Genomic DNA, 17,121 nt, shown 5'->3' on the forward strand with positions numbered 1-17,121 from the left:
AGCTAGTTCTTCTGGATCTGGTCGAAGCTCAGCTCGACCGGGGTCTCGCGGCCGAAGATCTCGACGAGGCCCTTGACCTTCTTCGAGTCGGCGTTGATCTCGTTGATCGTCGCCTGCAGCGTCGCGAACGGGCCGTCGGTGACGGTGACCGAGTCGCCGACCTCGAAGTCCAGCACCTGGACCTCGACCTTGCGGGCCGGAGCCGGCTTGCCCTCGGCCTCGGCGGCCTCGCGGGCGGCCTTCTCCTCGGCCTCCGGGGCGAGCATCTTGACGATCTCGTCCAGGGTCAGCGGGTACGGGTCGTAGGCGTTGCCCACGAAGCCGGTGACGCCGGGGGTGTTGCGGACGACGCCCCAGGACTCGTTCGTCAGGTCCATACGGACCAGGACGTATCCGGGGAGCTTGTTCTGGCGGACGTTCTTGCGCTCGCCGTTCTTGATCTGGACGATCTCTTCCTCGGGCACTTCGGCCTGGTAGATGAAGTCCTCGACGTTCAGAGAGACGGCGCGCTGCTCAAGGTTGGCCTTCACGCGCTTCTCGTAACCGGCGTACGTGTGGATGACGTACCACTCGCCGGGCAGACCGCGCAGTTCGTCGCGGAGCGCGGCGACGGGGTCGACCGGGGCGGCGGGCTCTTCCTCCACGACATCAACCGCCTCTTCGGCGGCTTCTACGTCGGCGGCCTCTTCGGCCTCGTCCTCGACAGCGGCTGCGGCGGCCTCGTCCTCGTCGACCTCGGCCACGTCGGTGGCCTCTTCCTCGACGTGCACCGCGGCCTGCTCGGCCGGCTCACCGGCGATGGAGTCGGCAGCCTCGGCCTGGTCCGGCTCCACAGCGTCCGCCGCCTCGACGATGTCGAGCTCGTCCTCCACGGACTCCGCCGACTCGATGGCGTCGTTCAGGTTCGGGTCAGACACGGTGGCTGCTTCTTCCTGGATACAGATGGGGTGGAACATGCGAAAGGGGCGCCGCTGCCGGCGCCCTCCGCGGGATCAGCCGAAGACGTACTTGACGGCTTCCTGGAACCCATAGTCAATCACGGTCACCAGACCAATCATGACGACTACGAAGACAATCACCACTGTGGTGTACGTCGACAGCTGGCTTCGAGTGGGCCAGACGACCTTGCGCAGCTCGGCAACGATCTGTCGGTAGAAGAGCGCCAGACGACCGAGGGGGCCCTTCTTGCCGCGCTTACCGCCCTTGCGGGCCTTCTTCTTCGACTCAGGCGCCTCGTCCTCGGCATCAGGCATGTCGATGGAGCCCACGGCGTCCGTCACGATCTTTCACCTGATTCCGGGTCGTGGCCGCGCCGCGCCCGGTGGAGCCGCACGGCCGGTTCATTGAATGTACGTACATGCGCACACATCCTGGCGAAGGTGTGTGTAGCAGGGCCGGAGGGACTTGAACCCCCAACCGCTGGTTTTGGAGACCAGTGCTCTACCAATTGAGCTACGACCCTTTGTGGTTTCCCCAACCTACCCCATCCGAAGATGTGGTTGGTGTGGGCCAACGACGAGTGAGTGTACGTGCTCGCAGGCCCGGCGTCGAACAGATAGCTTCGGCCCGGTTCCTGTCCGCTACTCGAAACATGTGTGCCGGGCGGGATGGCCGTCTGGGACGATGGCCGTATGAGCGCTGCAACCTCTCCTACCGAGCGCCGGGTCTCCGCCCGCATCGGTGCGATCTCCGAGTCCGCGACCCTCGCCGTCGACGCAAAGGCCAAGGCCCTCAAGGCCGCCGGACGTCCGGTGATCGGCTTCGGCGCGGGTGAGCCGGACTTCCCGACACCGGACTACATCGTCGAGGCCGCGATCGAGGCCTGCAAGAACCCGAAGTACCACCGCTACACGCCGGCGGGCGGGCTCCCCGAGCTCAAGGCCGCCATCGCCGCGAAGACGCTGCGCGACTCCGGTTACGAGGTCGAGGCCTCGCAGATCCTGGTCACCAACGGCGGCAAGCAGGCGATCTACGAGGCGTTCGCCGCGATCCTCGACCCGGGTGACGAGGTCATCGTCCCGGCTCCGTACTGGACCACCTACCCCGAGTCGATCCGCCTCGCGGGCGGCGTCCCGGTCGACGTCGTGGCCGACGAGACCACCGGCTACCGGGTCTCCGTCGAGCAACTGGAGGCTGCGCGCACGGAGCGTACGAAGGTCGTGCTCTTCGTCTCCCCGTCCAACCCGACCGGCGCGGTCTACAGCGAGGCCGACGCCGAGGCGATCGGGCGCTGGGCGCTCGAGCACGGGCTGTGGGTGCTGACGGACGAGATCTACGAGCACCTGGTCTACGGCGACGCGAAGTTCACCTCGCTGCCCGCGCTGGTGCCCGAGCTGCGCGACAAGTGCATCGTGGTCAACGGTGTGGCCAAGACCTATGCGATGACCGGCTGGCGCGTGGGGTGGATCGTCGGCCCGAAGGATGTGGTGAAGGCCGCGACCAACCTGCAGTCGCACGCCACCTCGAACGTGTCCAATGTGGCGCAGGTCGCGGCGCTCGCCGCCGTCTCCGGTTCGCTGGACGCGGTCGCCGAGATGCGGACCGCCTTCGACCGCCGCCGGCAGACGATCGTGCGAATGCTCAACGAGATCGACGGCGTGCTGTGCCCGGTGCCGGAGGGCGCCTTCTACGTATACCCCTCGGTGAAGGGGCTACTGGGCAAGGAGATCCGCGGCAAGCGCCCGCAGAGCTCGGTGGAACTGGCGGCGCTGATCCTGGACGAGGCCGAGGTGGCGGTCGTACCGGGCGAGGCCTTCGGCACGCCCGGCTATCTGCGTCTTTCGTACGCGCTGGGCGACGAGGACCTGGTCGAGGGTGTCTCACGGCTGCAGAAGCTGCTGGCCGAGGCGCGCGACTGACGTCCTGCGACGGCGGAGCCCACCGACTCGACAGAGTCGGTGGGTTCCGTTTCTTCGTTCGGGCAAGAACCCGATCGGGGAAAGCGGCTGTCCCTGGGCGCGGTGTTGCGGCAAGATCCTGGGATGGAGCGTGTACGTGACGTAACCCTGCTGCCCAAGGCTCATCTGCATCTGCACTTCACCGGGTCGATGCGGCCCACCACCCTGCTGGAGCTCGCCGACAAGTACGGCGTCCATCTGCCCGATGCCCTGACCGGCGGCGAACCGCCCAAGCTGCGGGCCACCGACGAGCGCGGATGGTTCCGTTTCCAGCGGCTCTACGACATGGCGCGGTCCTGTCTGCGCTCCCCCGAGGACATCCAGCGGCTGGTGCGCGAGGCGGCCGAGGAGGACGTCCGGGACGGTTCCGGCTGGCTGGAAATTCAGGTCGATCCGACCTCATATGCCCCCATGCTGGGCGGGCTGATCCCGGCGCTGGAGATCATTCTGGACGCGGTGGAGCGCGCCTCGCGGGAGACCGGCCTCGGGATGCGGGTGCTGGTCGCGGCGAACCGTATGAAGCACCCTCTGGATGCGCGCACACTTGCGCGGCTCGCAGTGCGCTATGCGGACCGTGGGGTTGTCGGCTTCGGCCTCTCCAACGACGAACGCCGGGGCATGGCACGGGACTTCGACCGCGCCTTCTCCATCGCGCGGGAGGGCGGCCTGCTGGCGGCGCCGCACGGCGGCGAGCTGACGGGTCCCGCTTCCGTACGGGACTGCCTGGACGATCTGCACGCCTCGCGGATCGGCCACGGGGTACGGGCGGCGGAGGACCCGCGGCTGCTGCGGAAGCTGGCGGAGCGCGGGGTGACCTGCGAGGTGTGCCCCTCGTCGAATGTCGCGCTCGGCGTGTACGAGAAGCCCGCCGATGTGCCGCTGCGCACCCTGTACGACGCGGGGGTACCGATGGCTCTGGGGGCGGACGACCCGCTCCTCTTCGGCTCGCGGCTGGCCGCCCAGTACGAACTGGCACGCAGGCACCACGGCTTCACGGACGCCGAACTGGCCGAACTGGCACGCCAGTCGGTGCGGGCGTCGGCGGCTCCGGACGAGGTGAAGGACAAGCTGCTGGCGGGGATCGACAACTGGCTGGCTACGGACTGATTCCGCGCAGCAGGGTGCGTGCAATGCCGGCGGCGAACTCGTCGAGGGGCTGTGGGGGTTTGCCGCCCTCCGTCATCTCGTAGGCGAAGGCACGCTGGGCGCAGGCGCCGAGAAGCAGCGAGGCGGCGGCGTAGGTGTCCGCCTCGGCGCCGATACGGCCCGCCTGCTGCTCGGCCCGCAGATAGACGTCCAGGCCCTGGATCGGCCTGTGCGGCCCCGCGCCCATCTCACGCATGGCCTGCTCGTGGCGTCGCTTGAGCTGCGGCTCGGCGTAGAGCGAGGCGGCGATCGGGAAGGTCTGCTCGTAGAAGAGCGCGGCCTCGCGGGCGACCGCCGTGAGGTTCTCCTCGACGGGATGCTTTCCCGGCTCGGCGGTGAGGCCGGCGAGCAGCGGGCTCAGCTTGGGCAGCCGCTCTTTCAGGACGGCGATGAACAGTTCCTCCTTGCTCGCGAAGTTCTTGTAGAGCGCGGCCTCGGAGCAGCCTGCCGCCTTGGCGATCTCCTTGGTGGTGGTGCGGGCGAGGCCGAGGGTGAGCATGAGTTCATGGGCGGCGTCGACGATGCGGGCGCGAGCCGGTTTCTGCATGGATCCTCCGACGGGACTTGACGAGTGAGTGAGTACTTACCCACTCTAGAGGTGAGTGAATACTTACCCACCCGAGGAGGGTGCGCCATGAAGCTCACAGTTTTCGGTGCGACCGGCCAAATCGGTCAGGAGATCGTCACGCAGGCGCTGGCGGCGGGGCACGAGGTGACGGCGGTGGTGCGCGATCCGGCTCGGTTCACGATCACGGGTCCCTGCCTGCAGGTGTTCCAGGCGGACCTGAAGGAGGGCGAGTCGCTGCGCAAGGCGGTCGCCGGGCGTGACGCGGTCCTCTCGGGTCTTGGTGCACGCAGGCGCGGGGACGCCGGGGTCGCGGCCGCGCTGACGCGCTCGGTGCTCTGGGCGATGGAGGCGGAGGGCACACGCCGACTGCTGGTGGTGAGCGCGGCCCCGCTCGGCCCGGTCCCCGAGCGCCAGCCGATGCTGGACCGCACGACGCTCGCGGTGATCAACACCTTGCTGAAGCCGGTGTACGACGACCTCCGTTCCATGGAGGAGGAGCTGGCGCGCAGCACGACGGACTGGACCTCGGTACGCCCGCCACGGCTGCTGAACAAGCCACTGACAGGCACGTACCGGACGGTTGTGGGCGGCACTCCGCGCAGCGGCAGGACGATCGGCCGTGCGGATGTGGCCCACGCGATGCTGGGAATGATCGAGAACCCCGCGACGGTCAAGCAGGGTGTGGGCGTGGCGTACTAGGCCCTGTCCGGGAACCGCCCCGGGTGCAACTACGCGGCTCAGTCGCACTCGTCGCCCTTGTGGTCGACCAGTTGGTAGTTGATCTTCCAGTTCTTCTGGGGCTGGGGGATCTCCAGGAGAGCGGTGGTGCTGTCCACCTGGGTCATGTACGCGGCGAGGGGCGTTTCGTTCACCCAGTCCACCCGGACCCCTGATGACCATTTCTCGTCGGCCTTCCACCACCTGCCGCCGAAGGCCGCGTACTGCATCTCGCACTCCTTGGTCATGGAGTACGGATACCTGGCGCCTATGCGTGGTTTCTTCGGGCCCATCGGGTAGGCGGGCTCGTCGGACAGCGCCCGCTGCGGTTCCTGGCCGATGCAGGGCACCTTCCCGGAGACGGGATGCAGCTCCAACGCGGGCAGTGTGGGGTCGTCGGTCTCGAAGAGGGCGGTGTCCGTGTCTATCAGCGTCATGTACCCGCCGTGGCGGTCGGCTCCGTGCGCCCAGCGGAGGACGTACTGCGGCCCCTTGTCGCCGACTTCCCAGGTGCGGCCGCCGAAGACGGCATGCCGCAGATTGCAGGTCTGGGACATGTCGTACCGGTACCTGACCCGCTCCTCGGGCTTGGCAGGCCCGGTCGCCAACGGGCCCCCCTTCCGCGGCGACGGGCTCTCGGTCGCCTTGCTCACCACACTGTCCGGCGCTCGGTCGCCGGCGGAGAGCCGCACGCCCAGCCCCGCGCCACCCGCGACCAGCACCACTGCGCAGCCGGCGACCGCCGCACGTCGGCGAGCCCGGGCCCGGTGGGCCTTCGCCAGGAATGCCTCCACCGCCGTCAGACCCCCGGCCTGACCGCCCACCTCGGCCAGATCCTTCAGGCCCCGCCTCAGCACCTCTTCCTCGTCGCTCACCGCGCGCCCCTTCCCGCATAGCCGGCCAGCGCACCCGCAGTACGCAGCCGCTCCAAGGCCCTGTTGGTACGGCTCTTGACCGTCCCGGGCGAACAGCCGAGCAGCTCGGCCGTCTGTTCCACCGACAGGTCCTCGTAGTAGCGGAGGACCACCACGGCTCGCTGGGCGCGGGGCAGAGCCGCGAGCGCGCGGCCCAGTTCGAGCCTCGCCTCCGCGCTCCCGGCCATGTCGTGACCGTCCGCCGCGCTCTCCGCTCCGGTGTGGGCGACCTCGCTGTGCCAGCGGCGCCTGCGCCAGGTCGCGTAGAGATTGACGACGGCCTTGCGGGCGTACGCCTGAGGCGAGTCCCAGCCGGCCGAGCGGCCCCAGTGCGCATAGACCCGTATCAGCGCGGTCTGCACGAGATCCTCGGCCATGTGCGGATCACCCGTCAGCAGACGGGCGGTCCGCAGCAGCGACACATGTGACGCCGTCACGAAATCCGCGAATTCCGAATCGCGAGCCGAGCCGCCCTGACGCACTGGCGCTCCCCCCGAGCGGTGTGTGGTCCGAAGACCCTGTCACTCACTCGACAACCTGGGGAGCACGGCGGGTTCCATCAGATTTTGCGGACCGATGCTTGCCTTGAGCAGGCTGGGCTGCAGACCGGGAACAGGCCGGGTTACAGGCTGACGCCGACCGTCACCGGCTCGTTGACGAGCGTGACACCGAATGCCTCGCGCACGCCCGCCACGACCTCGCGTGCGAGCGCGAGCAGGTCCTCGGTGGTGGCTTCACCGCGATTGGTGAGGGCGAGCGTGTGCTTGGTGGAGATCCGGGCCGGCCCGGTGCCGTACCCCTTGGTGAAGCCGGCCTTGTCGATCAGCCATGCCGCCGAGGTCTTGGTGCGCCCCTCCCCCGCCGGGAAGGCGGGCGGTGCGACGTCGGGGCCGAGGCGGTCGTGAACCCGGGTGAGAAAGATCTCGTACGCGGCTTGATCGAGGATCGGGTTGGTGAAGAAGGAACCCGCCGACCAGGTGTCGTGGTCCTCGGGGTCCAGCACCATGCCCTTGCCCGCGCGCAGTTTCAGTACGGTCTCGCGGGCGGCGGCCGCCGGGACACGGTCGCCCGCCTCGACGCCGAGTGCGCGCGCCGTCTCGGCGTACTTGAGCGGCGCCGACAGACCGCCCGCGTCCTCCAGCTCGAAACGGACCCGCAGGACGACATAGCGCTCGGGGTCCTGCTTGAAGCGGCTGTGGCGGTACGAGAAGGCGCACTCGGCGTTCGGGACGGTGACCGTCTCGCCGTTGCGGCGGTCGTAGGCCACGACCTCGGTGATGGTGCTGGAGACTTCCTGGCCGTACGCGCCCACGTTCTGGATCGGCGTGGCACCGGCCGAGCCGGGGATGCCCGCCAGGCACTCGATGCCCGCGAGGCCCGCTTCCACGGTGCGGGCGACGGCGTCCGTCCAGACCTCGCCCGCGGCCAACTCCAGCGTGGTACCGCACAGTTCGAAGCCGCGGGTGGCGATGCGCAGCGCGGTGCCGTCGAATCCCTTGTCGCCGATGACCAGGTTGCTGCCGCCGCCGATGATCAGCAGCGGGGTGCCTGCGGCGTCCGCCTCGCGTACGACGGCGACCACCTCGTCGTCGGTGGTCGCCGTGACGAGGCGGGTCGCGGGGCCGCCGAGCCGGAAGGTGGTCAGGGGGGCGAGGGGGGCGTCGTGGAGTTCCTGCACGGGGACAAGGGTACGGTCCGTGGCTCCACCTCTCGGGCGGGGCCACGGACCGGATGCGTACGCCGCTGTCGTACGGATCACACGGCGACGGGACACATCGCCTCCGGTCACACGCCGACGGGCACGGACTTCTCGACGGCCTCCGAGCTCACCGGGGCGTCGGCCGGTGTCAGGTGGCGGCGGCCCGGGATCAGCAGGGCGACCATGGCCGCCACGGCCACCGCGCCCGCGCCGATCCACAGTGCCGGGACGGTGCCGTCGGTGAAGGCCTGGGGGGACTCGTAGCTGCCCTGGGCTGCGAAGACCGCGCCGAGGACCGCGACACCGAGCGCGCCGCCGACCTCGCGCAGGGCGTTGTTCGCGCCGGACGCGACGCCCTGTTCGGCCGTGCGGACGCTGGCCATGACGACGCTGGCAGCGGGGGCGAAGTACAGCGCCATGCCGATGCCGCTGAGGATCAGTGCGGGCAGCTGCGCGGAGTACGACACACCCGGCTCCAAGACCAGCGCGAAGAGCGCCAGACCCACGGCCTGAAGGGCGAGGCCGGTGGCGACGACCGGGCGGCCGCCGATCTTGTCGGAGAGATATCCGGCGACGGGCGCGACGATCAGCGGCATTCCGGTCCAGGGGAGCATCCGCAGACCCGCCTCGGTGGGCGAATACCCGGCGACGCCCTGCAGGAACTGGCTGAGCAGGAAGATCGAACCGAACATCCCCAGGAACATCAGCAGGCTCGCGGCGTTGATGCCGAAGAAGGCGCGGTTGCGGAAGAGCCGCATGGGGAGCATGGGGTTCTTGCTCGTCAGACCGTGTCTCACGAAGGCGGCCAGGAGGAGCGTGCCCAGGATCAGACCGGCCAGGATCGGGGTGCTGCTCCAGCCGTCGGCCTGGCCGTTGACCAGTGCATAGACGATCCCGAAGAGGCCGCCGCTGACGAGCAGGGTGCCTGGAATGTCGAGCCGGGCGTTGGGTGCGTACGACTCGTCCAGACGCAGCCGGGCCAGCGGCAGCAGCGCCAGGCCTATCGGTACGTTCAGCCAGAAGATCCACTGCCAGGAGATGTGCTCGGTCAGGCTGCCGCCGATGAGTGGGCCGCTGGCGACGGCGAGGCCGGTGACGGCGCTGAAGATGCCGAGAGCCGCACCGCGCCGGGCGACCGGGACGGCCGCCGTGAGCAGGGTCAGGGTAAGCGGCATCATGATCGCTGCACCAACACCCTGGACGGCGCGGGCCGCGATGAGGGCGTCGATACCGGGTGCGAGGGCGGCCGCGGCGGAGGCGCCGGTGAAGACGGCCAGGCCCGCTATGAAGAGCCTGCGCCGGCCGAAGCGGTCGCCGAGCGCGGCACCGAACATCAGCAGGACGGCGAAGGTGAGCGTGTACGCGCTCACCGTCCATTCCAGGTCCTCCAGCGCGCCTCCGAGGTCCTTGCGGATGGAGGGGAGTGCGGTGGTGACGACGAGGTTGTCGAGGGCCGCCATGAAGCCGGCGACGCTGGTGATGACGAGTGCCCAGGCGGCGCTGCCGCGGCGGGCCGTGCTCTGTTCCATGACTTTCCCCTGATGTTAGTTATCGATGACTAACTTCCGTAGGCAGAGAAACGCGCACATCCATGGACGCGCGAGCGCCCTACTCCGCCACTGGAATGTTGGACATGTCGAAGCCCGACCAGACGCGATGCCCCTTCGGGAAGCCGAGCGACGCCAGGACGTTGATGAGCATTCCGTAGGACAGGAAGTACGTGGTCTCCTGCACATCGGCGCCCAGGGCAAGATGCGAGAAGTCCCAGAGCTTCTCCCACTCGGCCCGGATCGCTTCGCCGAAGTCATGGTCCCCGGCCGCCTCGGCCGAGGCCACGGCGACGTACACCTGCATCTGCATGAGCAGCCTGTCGGGGTCTTCGGCCAGAAGCTGCTTGTACGCGGTCCCCATCGCCAGGTGGACATCTTCCGGCGCCACATCGCGCGCGGCATCCGCCATCGCCTCGCGGGTCTGATTCAGACAGCGGGTCGCCGCCGCGAGGAAGAGTTCCTGCTTGTTCTTGAACAGCCGGAAGAGATACGGCTGCGACACCCCGACCCGCTTGGCGATCGCCTCGGTGGAGGTGCCGTCGTAGCCACCTCGCGCGAACTCGGTGATCGCTGCGCGGATGACGCTCTCGCGTCGCTCTTCTGCGCTCATCCTGACCATGAGAACTAAGTTAGTGGCCAATCACTAACAAGTCAAGAGGCGAGTGATACGGAGGCAGGGGAAGCGGGGTAAGGGGCACCCCCGTGGAGGGGTGCCCCTTACTCATCGCCGTACCGCTCGGGACTCATCGCCGTACTGCTCGGGCGCGGCCCCTCAGGAGAGCTGCACCACGGCGCGGGACATGCTCAGCACCTTCTGCCCCTCGCTCAGCACCGTCACGTCGACCTGGACGCGGTTGTCGTCCAGCTTGGCCGCGACCTTGCCGCTGACCTCGATCAGCGCGCCCTTCTCGTCGTTCGGCACGACGACGGGCTTGGTGAAGCGGACGCCGTACTCGACGACCGCGCCCGGGTCACCGGCCCAGTCCGTCACGACGCGTACCGCCTCGGCCATGGTGAACATGCCGTGCGCGATCACATCGGGAAGTCCCACCTCCGTGGCGAACTTCTCATTCCAGTGGATCGGGTTGAAGTCGCCCGAGGCGCCCGCGTACTGCACCAGCGTGGCCCGCGTCACGGGAAAACTCTGCGCCGGAAGCTCGGCACCCACCTCGACGTCCGCGTAAGAGATCTTCGCAGCCATCACGCCTCCTCGGCAGCGCGCGCCACCAGCTTGGTCCACGCGGTCACGACATGCGCGCCGGCCTCGTCGCGCACCTCGCCACGGATGTCCACAACATCGTTGCCCGCAAGGGACTTGATGGACTCAATGGTCGAGATGACGGTGAGCCGGTCCCCCGCGCCGACCGGCCGGGTGTACGCGAACTTCTGCTCGCGATGCACCACGCGGTCGTAATCGAGTCCCAACTGCGGGTCCTGAATAACCTGTTCAGCAGCTTTGAAAGTGATCGCGAAGGCGAAAGTCGGCGGCGCGATCACATCGGAGTGGCCGAGCGCTCTGGCGGCATCCGGGTCGGTGTACGCGGGATTGGCGTCGCCCACCGCCACGGCGAACTCGCGGATCTTTTCCCGGCCTACCTCATAAGGCGAGGTGGGCGGATAAGTCCGCCCCACGAAGGACTGGTCGAGCGCCATGGACTGGCTCCCTCCTGACAGATGGACCTCAACAAACGACACGAGGCCGCCCCCGAGTCGGGGGCGGCCTCGTATACGAGCCTGATTAGCGCGTTTCGCGGTGCGCCGTGTGCGAGTTGCAGCGCGGGCAGTGCTTCTTCATCTCAAGACGGTCCGGGTTGTTACGCCGGTTCTTCTTGGTGATGTAGTTCCGCTCCTTGCACTCCACGCAGGCCAGCGTGATCTTCGGGCGGACGTCGGTGGCAGCCACGTGAGTGCTCCTTGGACGGACGGATGAACGGATGAACGCATAAAAGAGTAGCCGATCGGAGGACCGACCCCACAATCGGCTACTGTGTGTAGCGGTGACCGGACTTGAACCGGTGACACAGCGATTATGAGCCGCTTGCTCTACCGACTGAGCTACACCGCTGCGATGCCGGATCTCCTCACCCGGAGGTGAGGATCCCCGACATCAGAGCCCCAATACGGAATCGAACCGTAGACCTTCTCCTTACCATGGAGACGCTCTACCGACTGAGCTATTGGGGCGAGCGATGAAGACATTACACGGTCGGTCGCCGATCGCCCAAATCCGTTTCGGCGCCCTCCGCACGGCCTGAGCCCCGTGCGTCCCGTACGCCACACGTGGCCACACCGGTACGACTATTGCGCTCCTCCTCGAAGCGCGCTCGGCGCGCCCCTAGGCTCGACTCACGCTGCGTGATCTTGTCTTTGTGATCTTGTTTTCCGTCACGCCGCCCGAGCCCCACCGCCCCACCCAGGAGCGCGATGCCCGACAGCCAGCCGCAGCCACCCGACGGCGCCACGGCGGACACCACCGCGCTGCTGCTCTGCGACGCCCGGCTCACCGACGGCCGCACCGTGGACGTACGGCTCAGCGGCGGACGCATCGAGGCCGTCGGCACCGCGGGCAGCCTCACCCCGCACGCCACCCGCGTCGACCTGAGCGGCTATCTGCTGCTGCCCGCCCCGGCCGATCCGCACACCCATGGGGACACGGCACTGACCGCCGACTCGCTGGGACCCGTTTCGTACGACACCGAGGACGTCCAGCGGCGTGCCACCGAGGCCGCCCTGCTGCAGCTGGGACACGGGGCGACCGCGCTGCGCTCGCACGTACGGATCGGGGATGTGCACGCGCTCGGCCCGCTGGAGGCGGTGCTCCAGGCGCGGCGCTCGCTGCGCGGACTCGCGGATCTGACGGCCGTGGCGGTGCCGCGGCTGCTCACGGGTGTTGCGGGGGCCGACGGCCTGGCGATGCTGCGGGATGCGGTGAAGATGGGCGCGGGGGTGGTGGGCGGCTGCCCGGACACCGACCCCGATCCGACCGGGTACGCGGAAGCCGTGCTCGAAGTCGCCGCCGAACACGGCTGCCCCGTCGACCTGCACACCCACGGCGACGATCCGGCACGGCTCGCCCGGCTCGCGGCGATGGCGGGCGGGCTGCGGCCCGGCGTCGCTATCGGGCCGTGCGCGGGGCTCGCCCGGCTGCCGCGCGAGGTGGCGTCGAGGGCGGCCGACCAGCTGGCCGCGGCCGGGGTCACGGTGGTCTGTGTGCCCCAGGGCGGCTGCGGGGCCGTCGAGCTGCGGGGTAACGCGCCGGTGCGCCTGCTGCGAGCCGCCGGGGTGCGGGTCGCGGCGGGCAGCGGGGCGCTGCGCGACGTCTCGAATCCGGTGGGCCGCGGCGATCCTTTGGAGGCCGCGTATCTGCTGGCTTCTCAGGGCGGAATGGCGGCGCGGGAGGCGTACGGGACGGTGGCGGGCGTCGCGCGGCAGGCGATGGGACTGCCGGAGGTACGGGTCGAGGCAGGCTTCCCGGCCGAGCTTCTTGCGGTGCGCGGCGAGCGGATCTCGGGGGTCCTGTCGCTCGCGTACAGCCGGATCGTGATTCACCGCGGCCGGGTGGTGGCCCGGACCAGCGCGGTACGGGAGTACTGCGACTCGGCGGCCGCGGTCGCCCTCGAACTGCCCCGGCAGGGGCGGCCGGACACCTGCCCCTGACGTCAGTGCTTCGCGTCTTCGCGTGACGTCGCAGACGGTGAGTCCCTGAGCACGCCGGGCGCTTCGGACGTACCGTCGTAGGCATGCGCATTGTCATCGCTGGAGGACACGGTCAGATCGCACTCCGTCTCGAACGGCTGCTGTCGGCGGGCGGGCACGAGGTCGCGGGCATCATCCGCAGACCTGAGCAAGGCGACGACCTGCGTGAGGCCGGTGCCGAACCGGTCCTGCTCGACCTGGAGTCGGCCTCGGCCGAGGAGGTCGCCGCCACGCTTCAGGGCGCCGGCGCCGCCGTCTTCGCGGCGGGCGCGGGTCCGGGCAGCGGCAAGGCGCGCAAGGACACGGTGGACCGGGGCGCGGCGGTGCTGTTCGCGGACGCGGCGGAACGGGCAGGCGTACGGCGGTACATCGTGGTCTCCTCGATGGGCGCGGACGCCCAGCACGCGGGCGACAGCGAGTTCGACGTGTACCTGCGGGCGAAGGGCGCGGCGGACGACGACGTACGGTCCAGGCGAGGCCTCGACTGGACGATTCTGCGGCCGGGCTCACTGACCAACGACGCGGGCACCGGCCTCGTACAGCTGAAGGCGTCGACAGGGCGCGGGATGGTGCCGCGTGACGATGTGGCAGCGGTGCTCGCGGAGTTGGTGGAGACGTCGGCGACGGCGGGGCTTACGCTGGAGCTGATCAGCGGCTCTGTGCCGGTGATAGTCGCGGTGAAGGACGTCGCCGGAAACTGAGCCACGGGCGATGTGGTCCGCGTTTCCGTTCTGACTTGATGAGGGAACACATGCCCGACATTCACCCAACGGTCGTGGAGCGCGGAGAACAGCTCTACGCGTTCGTCCGCGGAACCGTGCGGATGGACGCCTTCGCCCCGATCGCGGACCGGCTGCCGGAACTGTTCGGCTGGCTGACCGGCCGCGGAGCGGAGCTCGCCGGTGCCCCCTTCTTCCGCTTCAACAGCATCGACAGGGAAGGGGAGTCGGAGGTAGAGGCGGGCATCCCCGTCGTGTCCATGCCGGAACCCGAGGGTGATATCGGCGTCGCCGTGCTGCCTCGGGGCCGCTATGTGACGGTCACCCATGTCGGCCATCCCGACCAGTTGTTCGGGGTCATCACTGCGGTACGGGAATGGGCGGAACGGGAGGGTCTGGAGTGGGACATGACGGTGGTCGACGGCGCTGAGCGCTGGACCTGCCGCCTGGAGTCGTATCTGACCGACCCCCGCGTCGAGCCGGACCCGTCCAAGTGGGAGATCGAGCTCGCGTTCCGGCTGGCCGACTGAGCGCGGCGGCGATCACGCTCGACGAGGGCCGGCAGGGGGGTATCGGCCGTCCGGACGGGGACGCCTGCAGTCCGGAAGGGGGTGCCTGCCGTCCGGCGGTGCCGACCCTGGGACAGGCGTAAACGACGATGGCCCCCGGTCCGCGTTCCCGCAGATCAGGGGCCATCTCATCACGTGGCGGCGCCAGGATTCGAACCTGGGTAGGCAGAGCCGACGGATTTACAGTCCGTTCCCATTGGCCACTCGGGCACACCGCCATGGGATGTCGCCGTGAAAGTCACCCGCTGCGGGGTGGTGCTCCATGGCAACGACGTAAACGATACCTGATGCCCGGGGGTGCTCCGCCACCGGATTGATCAGCCCTCGGGGCGGGTGCGGGTGGCTAGGCTTGCGGGTGCGGTCCGGGACTCCGGCCGCGCCTCCACGCACCCGAACCAAGGAGCCACAGGACATGGCCGACTCCAGTTTCGACATCGTCTCGAAGGTCGAGCGGCAGGAGGTCGACAACGCCCTCAACCAGGCCGCGAAGGAGATCTCCCAGCGCTACGACTTCAAGAACGTCGGGGCTTCGATCGCCTGGTCCGGCGAGAAGATCCTTATGCAGGCCAACTCCGAGGAGCGCGTCGCCGCCATCCTCGATGTCTTCCAGACCAAGCTGGTCAAGCGCGGGATCTCGCTGAAGGCGCTGGACGCGGGCGAGCCCCAGCTGTCCGGCAAGGAGTACAAGATCTTCGCCTCGATCGAGGAAGGCATCTCCCAGGAGAACGCCAAGAAGGTCGCGAAGATCATCCGCGACGAGGGCCCGAAGGGCGTCAAGGCGCAGGTCCAGGGCGAAGAGCTGCGGGTCAGCTCGAAGAGCCGGGACGACCTGCAGGCCGTACAGGCGCTGCTGAAGGGGCAGGACTTCGACTTCGCGCTGCAGTTCGTGAACTACCGCTGATTCCGGCGGCGCGTGCCTGGCGACCGAGGGGCGGAGCGGCTCGGCCGCCCGCCCTCGCCCCGTGTGGCGGGGGCTGGGCGCGCCGGCCGGGCGTGATGTCCGAATACCGCCAGCTTCGGCGGAGCGGGGGTCGCAGACTCGTAGGCGTACGGCGCAGGACACGCTGCGAGGAAAGGAACGGGCCATGACCGCCACGACGGTCTACACGACCATCGACAGCCCGCTGGGCGAAATGCTGCTGGTCGGCGAGGAGTCCCCCACGGCGAAGGGCGGCACCGCGCTCGCCTCTCTCTCGCTGCCCGGCCAGAAGGGCGCGGCCGTCGTACGGGACGGTTGGCGGCGCGACCCTGCGGCCTTCGAGGAGATCGGCAGGCAGCTCGGCGCGTACTTCGAGGGCCGGCTGACCCACTTCGAGATCGAGTACGTGGACGGCGGGACGCACTTCCAGCGCCGGGTGTGGCAGGCGCTGGAAGAGATTCCGTACGGGGTGACGGCAACATACGGGCAGATCGCTCAGCAGCTCGGTACCTCGGCCGCGGGGGTACGCGCGGTGGGGACCGCGATCGGGCGCAATCCCCTGCTCGTGGTGCGGCCGTGTCACCGAGTAGTCGGCGCGGACGGCACCCTTCGCGGATACGCGGGCGGGCTGGAGCGCAAGCAGCGGCTGCTCGGGCTCGAGGGCGTGCGCGAGGGCGTGCCGACGCCGTGACGGGTGAGGCACTGTTCCCCAGGGAGCGGGCGGTGATCGCCCCTGGGGCGGTGCATGTGCCGGGGTGGCTGGCGGTGGAGCGACAGCGGGAACTGGTGGAGGCAAGCCGCTCCTGGGCCCTCGGCCCGGTCCCGATCCGCCACACCTTGCTCCCGGGTGGCGGCGTGATGTCCGTGCAGACCGTGTGCGTGGGCTGGCACTGGCAGCCGTACCGGTACAGCCGCACGGCGGACGATGTGAACGGCGCCCGGGTCGCCGAATTCCCTGACTGGCTTGTGGAGTTGGGGCGGTTGGCTCTTGTCGCGGCGTACGGGGAGGACGGGACGGATCAGGCGTACGCCCCCGACACCGCCCTGATCAACTTCTATGACGGTGCGGCGCGGATGGGGATGCACCAGGACAAGGAAGAGCGCTCCGGTGCTCCGGTGGTGTCGCTGAGCATCGGCGACAGCTGCGTCTTCCGCTTCGGGAACACCGAGACGCGGGGGCGGCCGTACACGGATGTGGAGCTGGCGTCCGGGGACCTGTTCGTCTTCGGCGGACCCACACGCTTCGCGTTCCACGGGGTGCCGAAGGTGTACCGGGGCACGGCCGACCCGGCGACGGGCATGAGCGGTGGACGGCTGAACATCACGCTGCGCGAGACCGGCCTGCCGGGCTGAGCGGGCGCGGCGGGTGCTGGGCGAGTACTGCGGGCGTCAGCGCGAGCGTGAATGGCCGAACAGGATCCGGTAGACGATCAGCAGCACGAGCGCGCCGCCGACGGCCGCGGCCCAAGTCGCCCCGTCGTAGAACTCGTTGGTGATAGGCCGGTCCAAGTACCGGGCCGATATCCAGCCGCCGATGAACGCGCCTGCCACACCTATGAGCGTGGTGCCGATCAGGCCCCCCGGGTCGCGGCCCGGGAGCAGGATCTTGGCTATGGCGCCGGCGAGCAGCCCGAGAATGATCCAGCTGATGATGCCCATGCCGTGAACCTGCCTTTCGTACGGTGTTGCTCGTGCTCTCAAGGACGTCGGGGGAGCTGAGCGCGGTT

At 69.0% G+C, this 17,121-nt stretch carries 21 protein-coding genes and 4 tRNA genes; 9 read left to right on the top strand and 16 right to left on the bottom strand.

What is annotated here, in order from left to right:
* Positions 1-2 precede the first annotated feature (2 nt).
* The 3 genes from nusG to OOK40_RS10590 form a co-directional block, all read right to left on the bottom strand.
* On the bottom strand, positions 3-917 hold the full coding sequence (nusG, locus tag OOK40_RS10580; protein WP_266479194.1) for a transcription termination/antitermination protein NusG: 915 nt from the start codon (positions 915-917) through the stop codon (positions 3-5).
* Positions 918-992: 75 nt separating this feature from the next.
* Positions 993-1,280 carry a preprotein translocase subunit SecE gene (gene secE, locus OOK40_RS10585; RefSeq protein ID WP_266479196.1) on the bottom strand — a complete coding sequence of 96 codons (288 nt, stop codon included), beginning with the start codon at positions 1,278-1,280 and terminating at the stop codon, positions 993-995.
* A gap of 109 nt (positions 1,281-1,389) precedes the next feature.
* Positions 1,390-1,462: transfer RNA gene (locus OOK40_RS10590), tRNA-Trp, on the bottom strand.
* 169 nt (positions 1,463-1,631) lie between these two features.
* Here OOK40_RS10590 and OOK40_RS10595 point away from each other — a divergent pair.
* Together OOK40_RS10595 and OOK40_RS10600 are read left to right on the top strand one after the other, a co-directional pair.
* The gene (locus OOK40_RS10595) at positions 1,632-2,858 is read left to right on the top strand and encodes a pyridoxal phosphate-dependent aminotransferase (RefSeq protein WP_266479198.1); all 1,227 of its coding nucleotides are present in this window, start codon (positions 1,632-1,634) and stop codon (positions 2,856-2,858) included.
* Between the two features lie 123 nt (positions 2,859-2,981).
* A complete protein-coding gene (locus OOK40_RS10600) occupies positions 2,982-4,004 on the top strand; it encodes an adenosine deaminase (RefSeq protein ID WP_266479199.1) in 1,023 nt (340 codons plus the stop codon).
* Here the strand turns inward: OOK40_RS10600 and OOK40_RS10605 are convergent.
* Complete coding sequence (locus tag OOK40_RS10605; RefSeq protein ID WP_266479200.1) at positions 3,994-4,590, bottom strand: TetR/AcrR family transcriptional regulator; 597 nt, start codon at positions 4,588-4,590, stop codon at positions 3,994-3,996. The genes OOK40_RS10600 and OOK40_RS10605 overlap by 11 nt on opposite strands.
* Before the next feature lie 87 nt (positions 4,591-4,677).
* Between OOK40_RS10605 and OOK40_RS10610 the strand changes: the two genes are divergently transcribed.
* The gene (locus tag OOK40_RS10610) at positions 4,678-5,310 is read left to right on the top strand and encodes an NAD(P)-dependent oxidoreductase (RefSeq protein WP_266479201.1); all 633 of its coding nucleotides are present in this window, start codon (positions 4,678-4,680) and stop codon (positions 5,308-5,310) included.
* 38 nt (positions 5,311-5,348) lie between these two features.
* Here the strand turns inward: OOK40_RS10610 and OOK40_RS10615 are convergent, their stop codons facing one another.
* From OOK40_RS10615 to OOK40_RS10660, 10 genes are all read right to left on the bottom strand, one after another.
* Complete coding sequence (locus OOK40_RS10615) at positions 5,349-6,203, bottom strand: hypothetical protein (RefSeq protein ID WP_266479203.1); 855 nt, start codon at positions 6,201-6,203, stop codon at positions 5,349-5,351.
* Positions 6,200-6,724, bottom strand: a complete 525-nt coding sequence (locus tag OOK40_RS10620) for a SigE family RNA polymerase sigma factor (protein ID WP_266479205.1) — start codon at positions 6,722-6,724, stop codon at positions 6,200-6,202. Before OOK40_RS10620 ends, OOK40_RS10615 begins: the two co-directional genes overlap by 4 nt.
* A gap of 140 nt (positions 6,725-6,864) precedes the next feature.
* A complete protein-coding gene (locus OOK40_RS10625; RefSeq protein ID WP_266479208.1) occupies positions 6,865-7,920 on the bottom strand; it encodes a UDP-N-acetylmuramate dehydrogenase in 1,056 nt (351 codons plus the stop codon).
* A 107-nt stretch (positions 7,921-8,027) separates the two neighbouring features.
* Positions 8,028-9,470, bottom strand: a complete 1,443-nt coding sequence (locus tag OOK40_RS10630) for an MFS transporter (RefSeq protein WP_266479209.1) — start codon at positions 9,468-9,470, stop codon at positions 8,028-8,030.
* A gap of 79 nt (positions 9,471-9,549) precedes the next feature.
* Positions 9,550-10,110 (bottom strand): TetR/AcrR family transcriptional regulator, encoded by a 561-nt coding sequence (locus OOK40_RS10635; RefSeq protein ID WP_266479212.1) that lies wholly within the window; start codon positions 10,108-10,110, stop codon positions 9,550-9,552.
* Positions 10,111-10,263: 153 nt separating this feature from the next.
* Positions 10,264-10,692, bottom strand: coding sequence for a MaoC family dehydratase (locus tag OOK40_RS10640; RefSeq protein WP_266479215.1), 429 nt, complete (start codon positions 10,690-10,692; stop codon positions 10,264-10,266).
* A complete protein-coding gene (locus tag OOK40_RS10645; RefSeq protein WP_266479218.1) occupies positions 10,692-11,144 on the bottom strand; it encodes a MaoC family dehydratase N-terminal domain-containing protein in 453 nt (150 codons plus the stop codon). The genes OOK40_RS10640 and OOK40_RS10645 overlap by 1 nt, the downstream gene beginning before the upstream one ends.
* 85 nt (positions 11,145-11,229) lie before the next feature.
* On the bottom strand, positions 11,230-11,394 hold the full coding sequence (gene rpmG / locus OOK40_RS10650; RefSeq protein ID WP_003956487.1) for a 50S ribosomal protein L33: 165 nt from the start codon (positions 11,392-11,394) through the stop codon (positions 11,230-11,232).
* An 89-nt stretch (positions 11,395-11,483) separates the two neighbouring features.
* Positions 11,484-11,556: transfer RNA gene (locus OOK40_RS10655), tRNA-Met, on the bottom strand.
* Positions 11,557-11,602: 46 nt separating this feature from the next.
* A tRNA-Thr gene (locus OOK40_RS10660) sits at positions 11,603-11,675 on the bottom strand.
* 240 nt (positions 11,676-11,915) lie between these two features.
* Here OOK40_RS10660 and OOK40_RS10665 point away from each other — a divergent pair.
* The 3 genes from OOK40_RS10665 (at position 11,916) to OOK40_RS10675 (ending at position 14,436) form a co-directional block, all read left to right on the top strand.
* A complete protein-coding gene (locus OOK40_RS10665; RefSeq protein ID WP_266479220.1) occupies positions 11,916-13,148 on the top strand; it encodes an amidohydrolase family protein in 1,233 nt (410 codons plus the stop codon).
* Positions 13,149-13,231: 83 nt separating this feature from the next.
* Positions 13,232-13,888, top strand: a complete 657-nt coding sequence (locus tag OOK40_RS10670; RefSeq protein WP_266479223.1) for an SDR family oxidoreductase — start codon at positions 13,232-13,234, stop codon at positions 13,886-13,888.
* A gap of 50 nt (positions 13,889-13,938) precedes the next feature.
* Entirely contained in the window at positions 13,939-14,436 is a 498-nt protein-coding gene (locus OOK40_RS10675; RefSeq protein WP_266479225.1) for a GyrI-like domain-containing protein, read from the top strand.
* 175 nt (positions 14,437-14,611) lie between these two features.
* On the opposite strand, the gene OOK40_RS10680 is transcribed toward OOK40_RS10675, so the two are convergent.
* A tRNA-Tyr gene (locus tag OOK40_RS10680) sits at positions 14,612-14,693 on the bottom strand.
* A gap of 194 nt (positions 14,694-14,887) precedes the next feature.
* On the opposite strand from OOK40_RS10680, the gene OOK40_RS10685 reads away from it, so the two are divergent.
* From OOK40_RS10685 to OOK40_RS10695, 3 genes are all read left to right on the top strand, one after another.
* On the top strand, positions 14,888-15,376 hold the full coding sequence (locus OOK40_RS10685; RefSeq protein WP_266479228.1) for a YajQ family cyclic di-GMP-binding protein: 489 nt from the start codon (positions 14,888-14,890) through the stop codon (positions 15,374-15,376).
* Between the two features lie 184 nt (positions 15,377-15,560).
* Positions 15,561-16,085 (top strand): methylated-DNA--[protein]-cysteine S-methyltransferase, encoded by a 525-nt coding sequence (locus tag OOK40_RS10690; RefSeq protein WP_266479231.1) that lies wholly within the window; start codon positions 15,561-15,563, stop codon positions 16,083-16,085.
* Positions 16,086-16,117: 32 nt separating this feature from the next.
* Entirely contained in the window at positions 16,118-16,747 is a 630-nt protein-coding gene (locus tag OOK40_RS10695; RefSeq protein WP_266479234.1) for an alpha-ketoglutarate-dependent dioxygenase AlkB, read from the top strand.
* Between the two features lie 36 nt (positions 16,748-16,783).
* On the opposite strand, the gene OOK40_RS10700 is transcribed toward OOK40_RS10695, so the two are convergent.
* Positions 16,784-17,053: a GlsB/YeaQ/YmgE family stress response membrane protein gene (locus OOK40_RS10700; RefSeq protein WP_266479237.1), complete on the bottom strand. Its 270-nt coding sequence runs from the start codon at positions 17,051-17,053 to the stop codon at positions 16,784-16,786.
* Positions 17,054-17,121 lie beyond the last annotated feature (68 nt).

Source organism: Streptomyces sp. NBC_01481 (assembly GCF_026339995.1).
Classification (GTDB): Bacteria; Actinomycetota; Actinomycetes; order Streptomycetales; family Streptomycetaceae; genus Streptomyces.

Bases quoted from the DNA above. Each gene is read 5' to 3' on its own strand.
- OOK40_RS10595 (WP_266479198.1), top strand. From the start codon at position 1,632: ATGAGCGCTGCAACCTCTCCTACCGAGCGCCGGGTCTCCGCCCGCATC.
- OOK40_RS10610 (WP_266479201.1), top strand. From the start codon at position 4,678: ATGAAGCTCACAGTTTTCGGTGCGACCGGCCAAATCGGTCAGGAGATC.
- OOK40_RS10700 (WP_266479237.1), bottom strand. From the start codon at position 17,053: ATGGGCATCATCAGCTGGATCATTCTCGGGCTGCTCGCCGGCGCCATA.
- OOK40_RS10630 (WP_266479209.1), bottom strand. From the start codon at position 9,470: ATGGAACAGAGCACGGCCCGCCGCGGCAGCGCCGCCTGGGCACTCGTC.
- OOK40_RS10675 (WP_266479225.1), top strand. From the start codon at position 13,939: ATGCCCGACATTCACCCAACGGTCGTGGAGCGCGGAGAACAGCTCTAC.
- OOK40_RS10640 (WP_266479215.1), bottom strand. From the start codon at position 10,692: ATGGCTGCGAAGATCTCTTACGCGGACGTCGAGGTGGGTGCCGAGCTT.
- OOK40_RS10665 (WP_266479220.1), top strand. From the start codon at position 11,916: ATGCCCGACAGCCAGCCGCAGCCACCCGACGGCGCCACGGCGGACACC.
- OOK40_RS10600 (WP_266479199.1), top strand. From the start codon at position 2,982: ATGGAGCGTGTACGTGACGTAACCCTGCTGCCCAAGGCTCATCTGCAT.
- OOK40_RS10635 (WP_266479212.1), bottom strand. From the start codon at position 10,110: ATGGTCAGGATGAGCGCAGAAGAGCGACGCGAGAGCGTCATCCGCGCA.
- OOK40_RS10605 (WP_266479200.1), bottom strand. From the start codon at position 4,590: ATGCAGAAACCGGCTCGCGCCCGCATCGTCGACGCCGCCCATGAACTC.
- OOK40_RS10670 (WP_266479223.1), top strand. From the start codon at position 13,232: ATGCGCATTGTCATCGCTGGAGGACACGGTCAGATCGCACTCCGTCTC.
- OOK40_RS10645 (WP_266479218.1), bottom strand. From the start codon at position 11,144: ATGGCGCTCGACCAGTCCTTCGTGGGGCGGACTTATCCGCCCACCTCG.
- OOK40_RS10690 (WP_266479231.1), top strand. From the start codon at position 15,561: ATGACCGCCACGACGGTCTACACGACCATCGACAGCCCGCTGGGCGAA.
- OOK40_RS10685 (WP_266479228.1), top strand. From the start codon at position 14,888: ATGGCCGACTCCAGTTTCGACATCGTCTCGAAGGTCGAGCGGCAGGAG.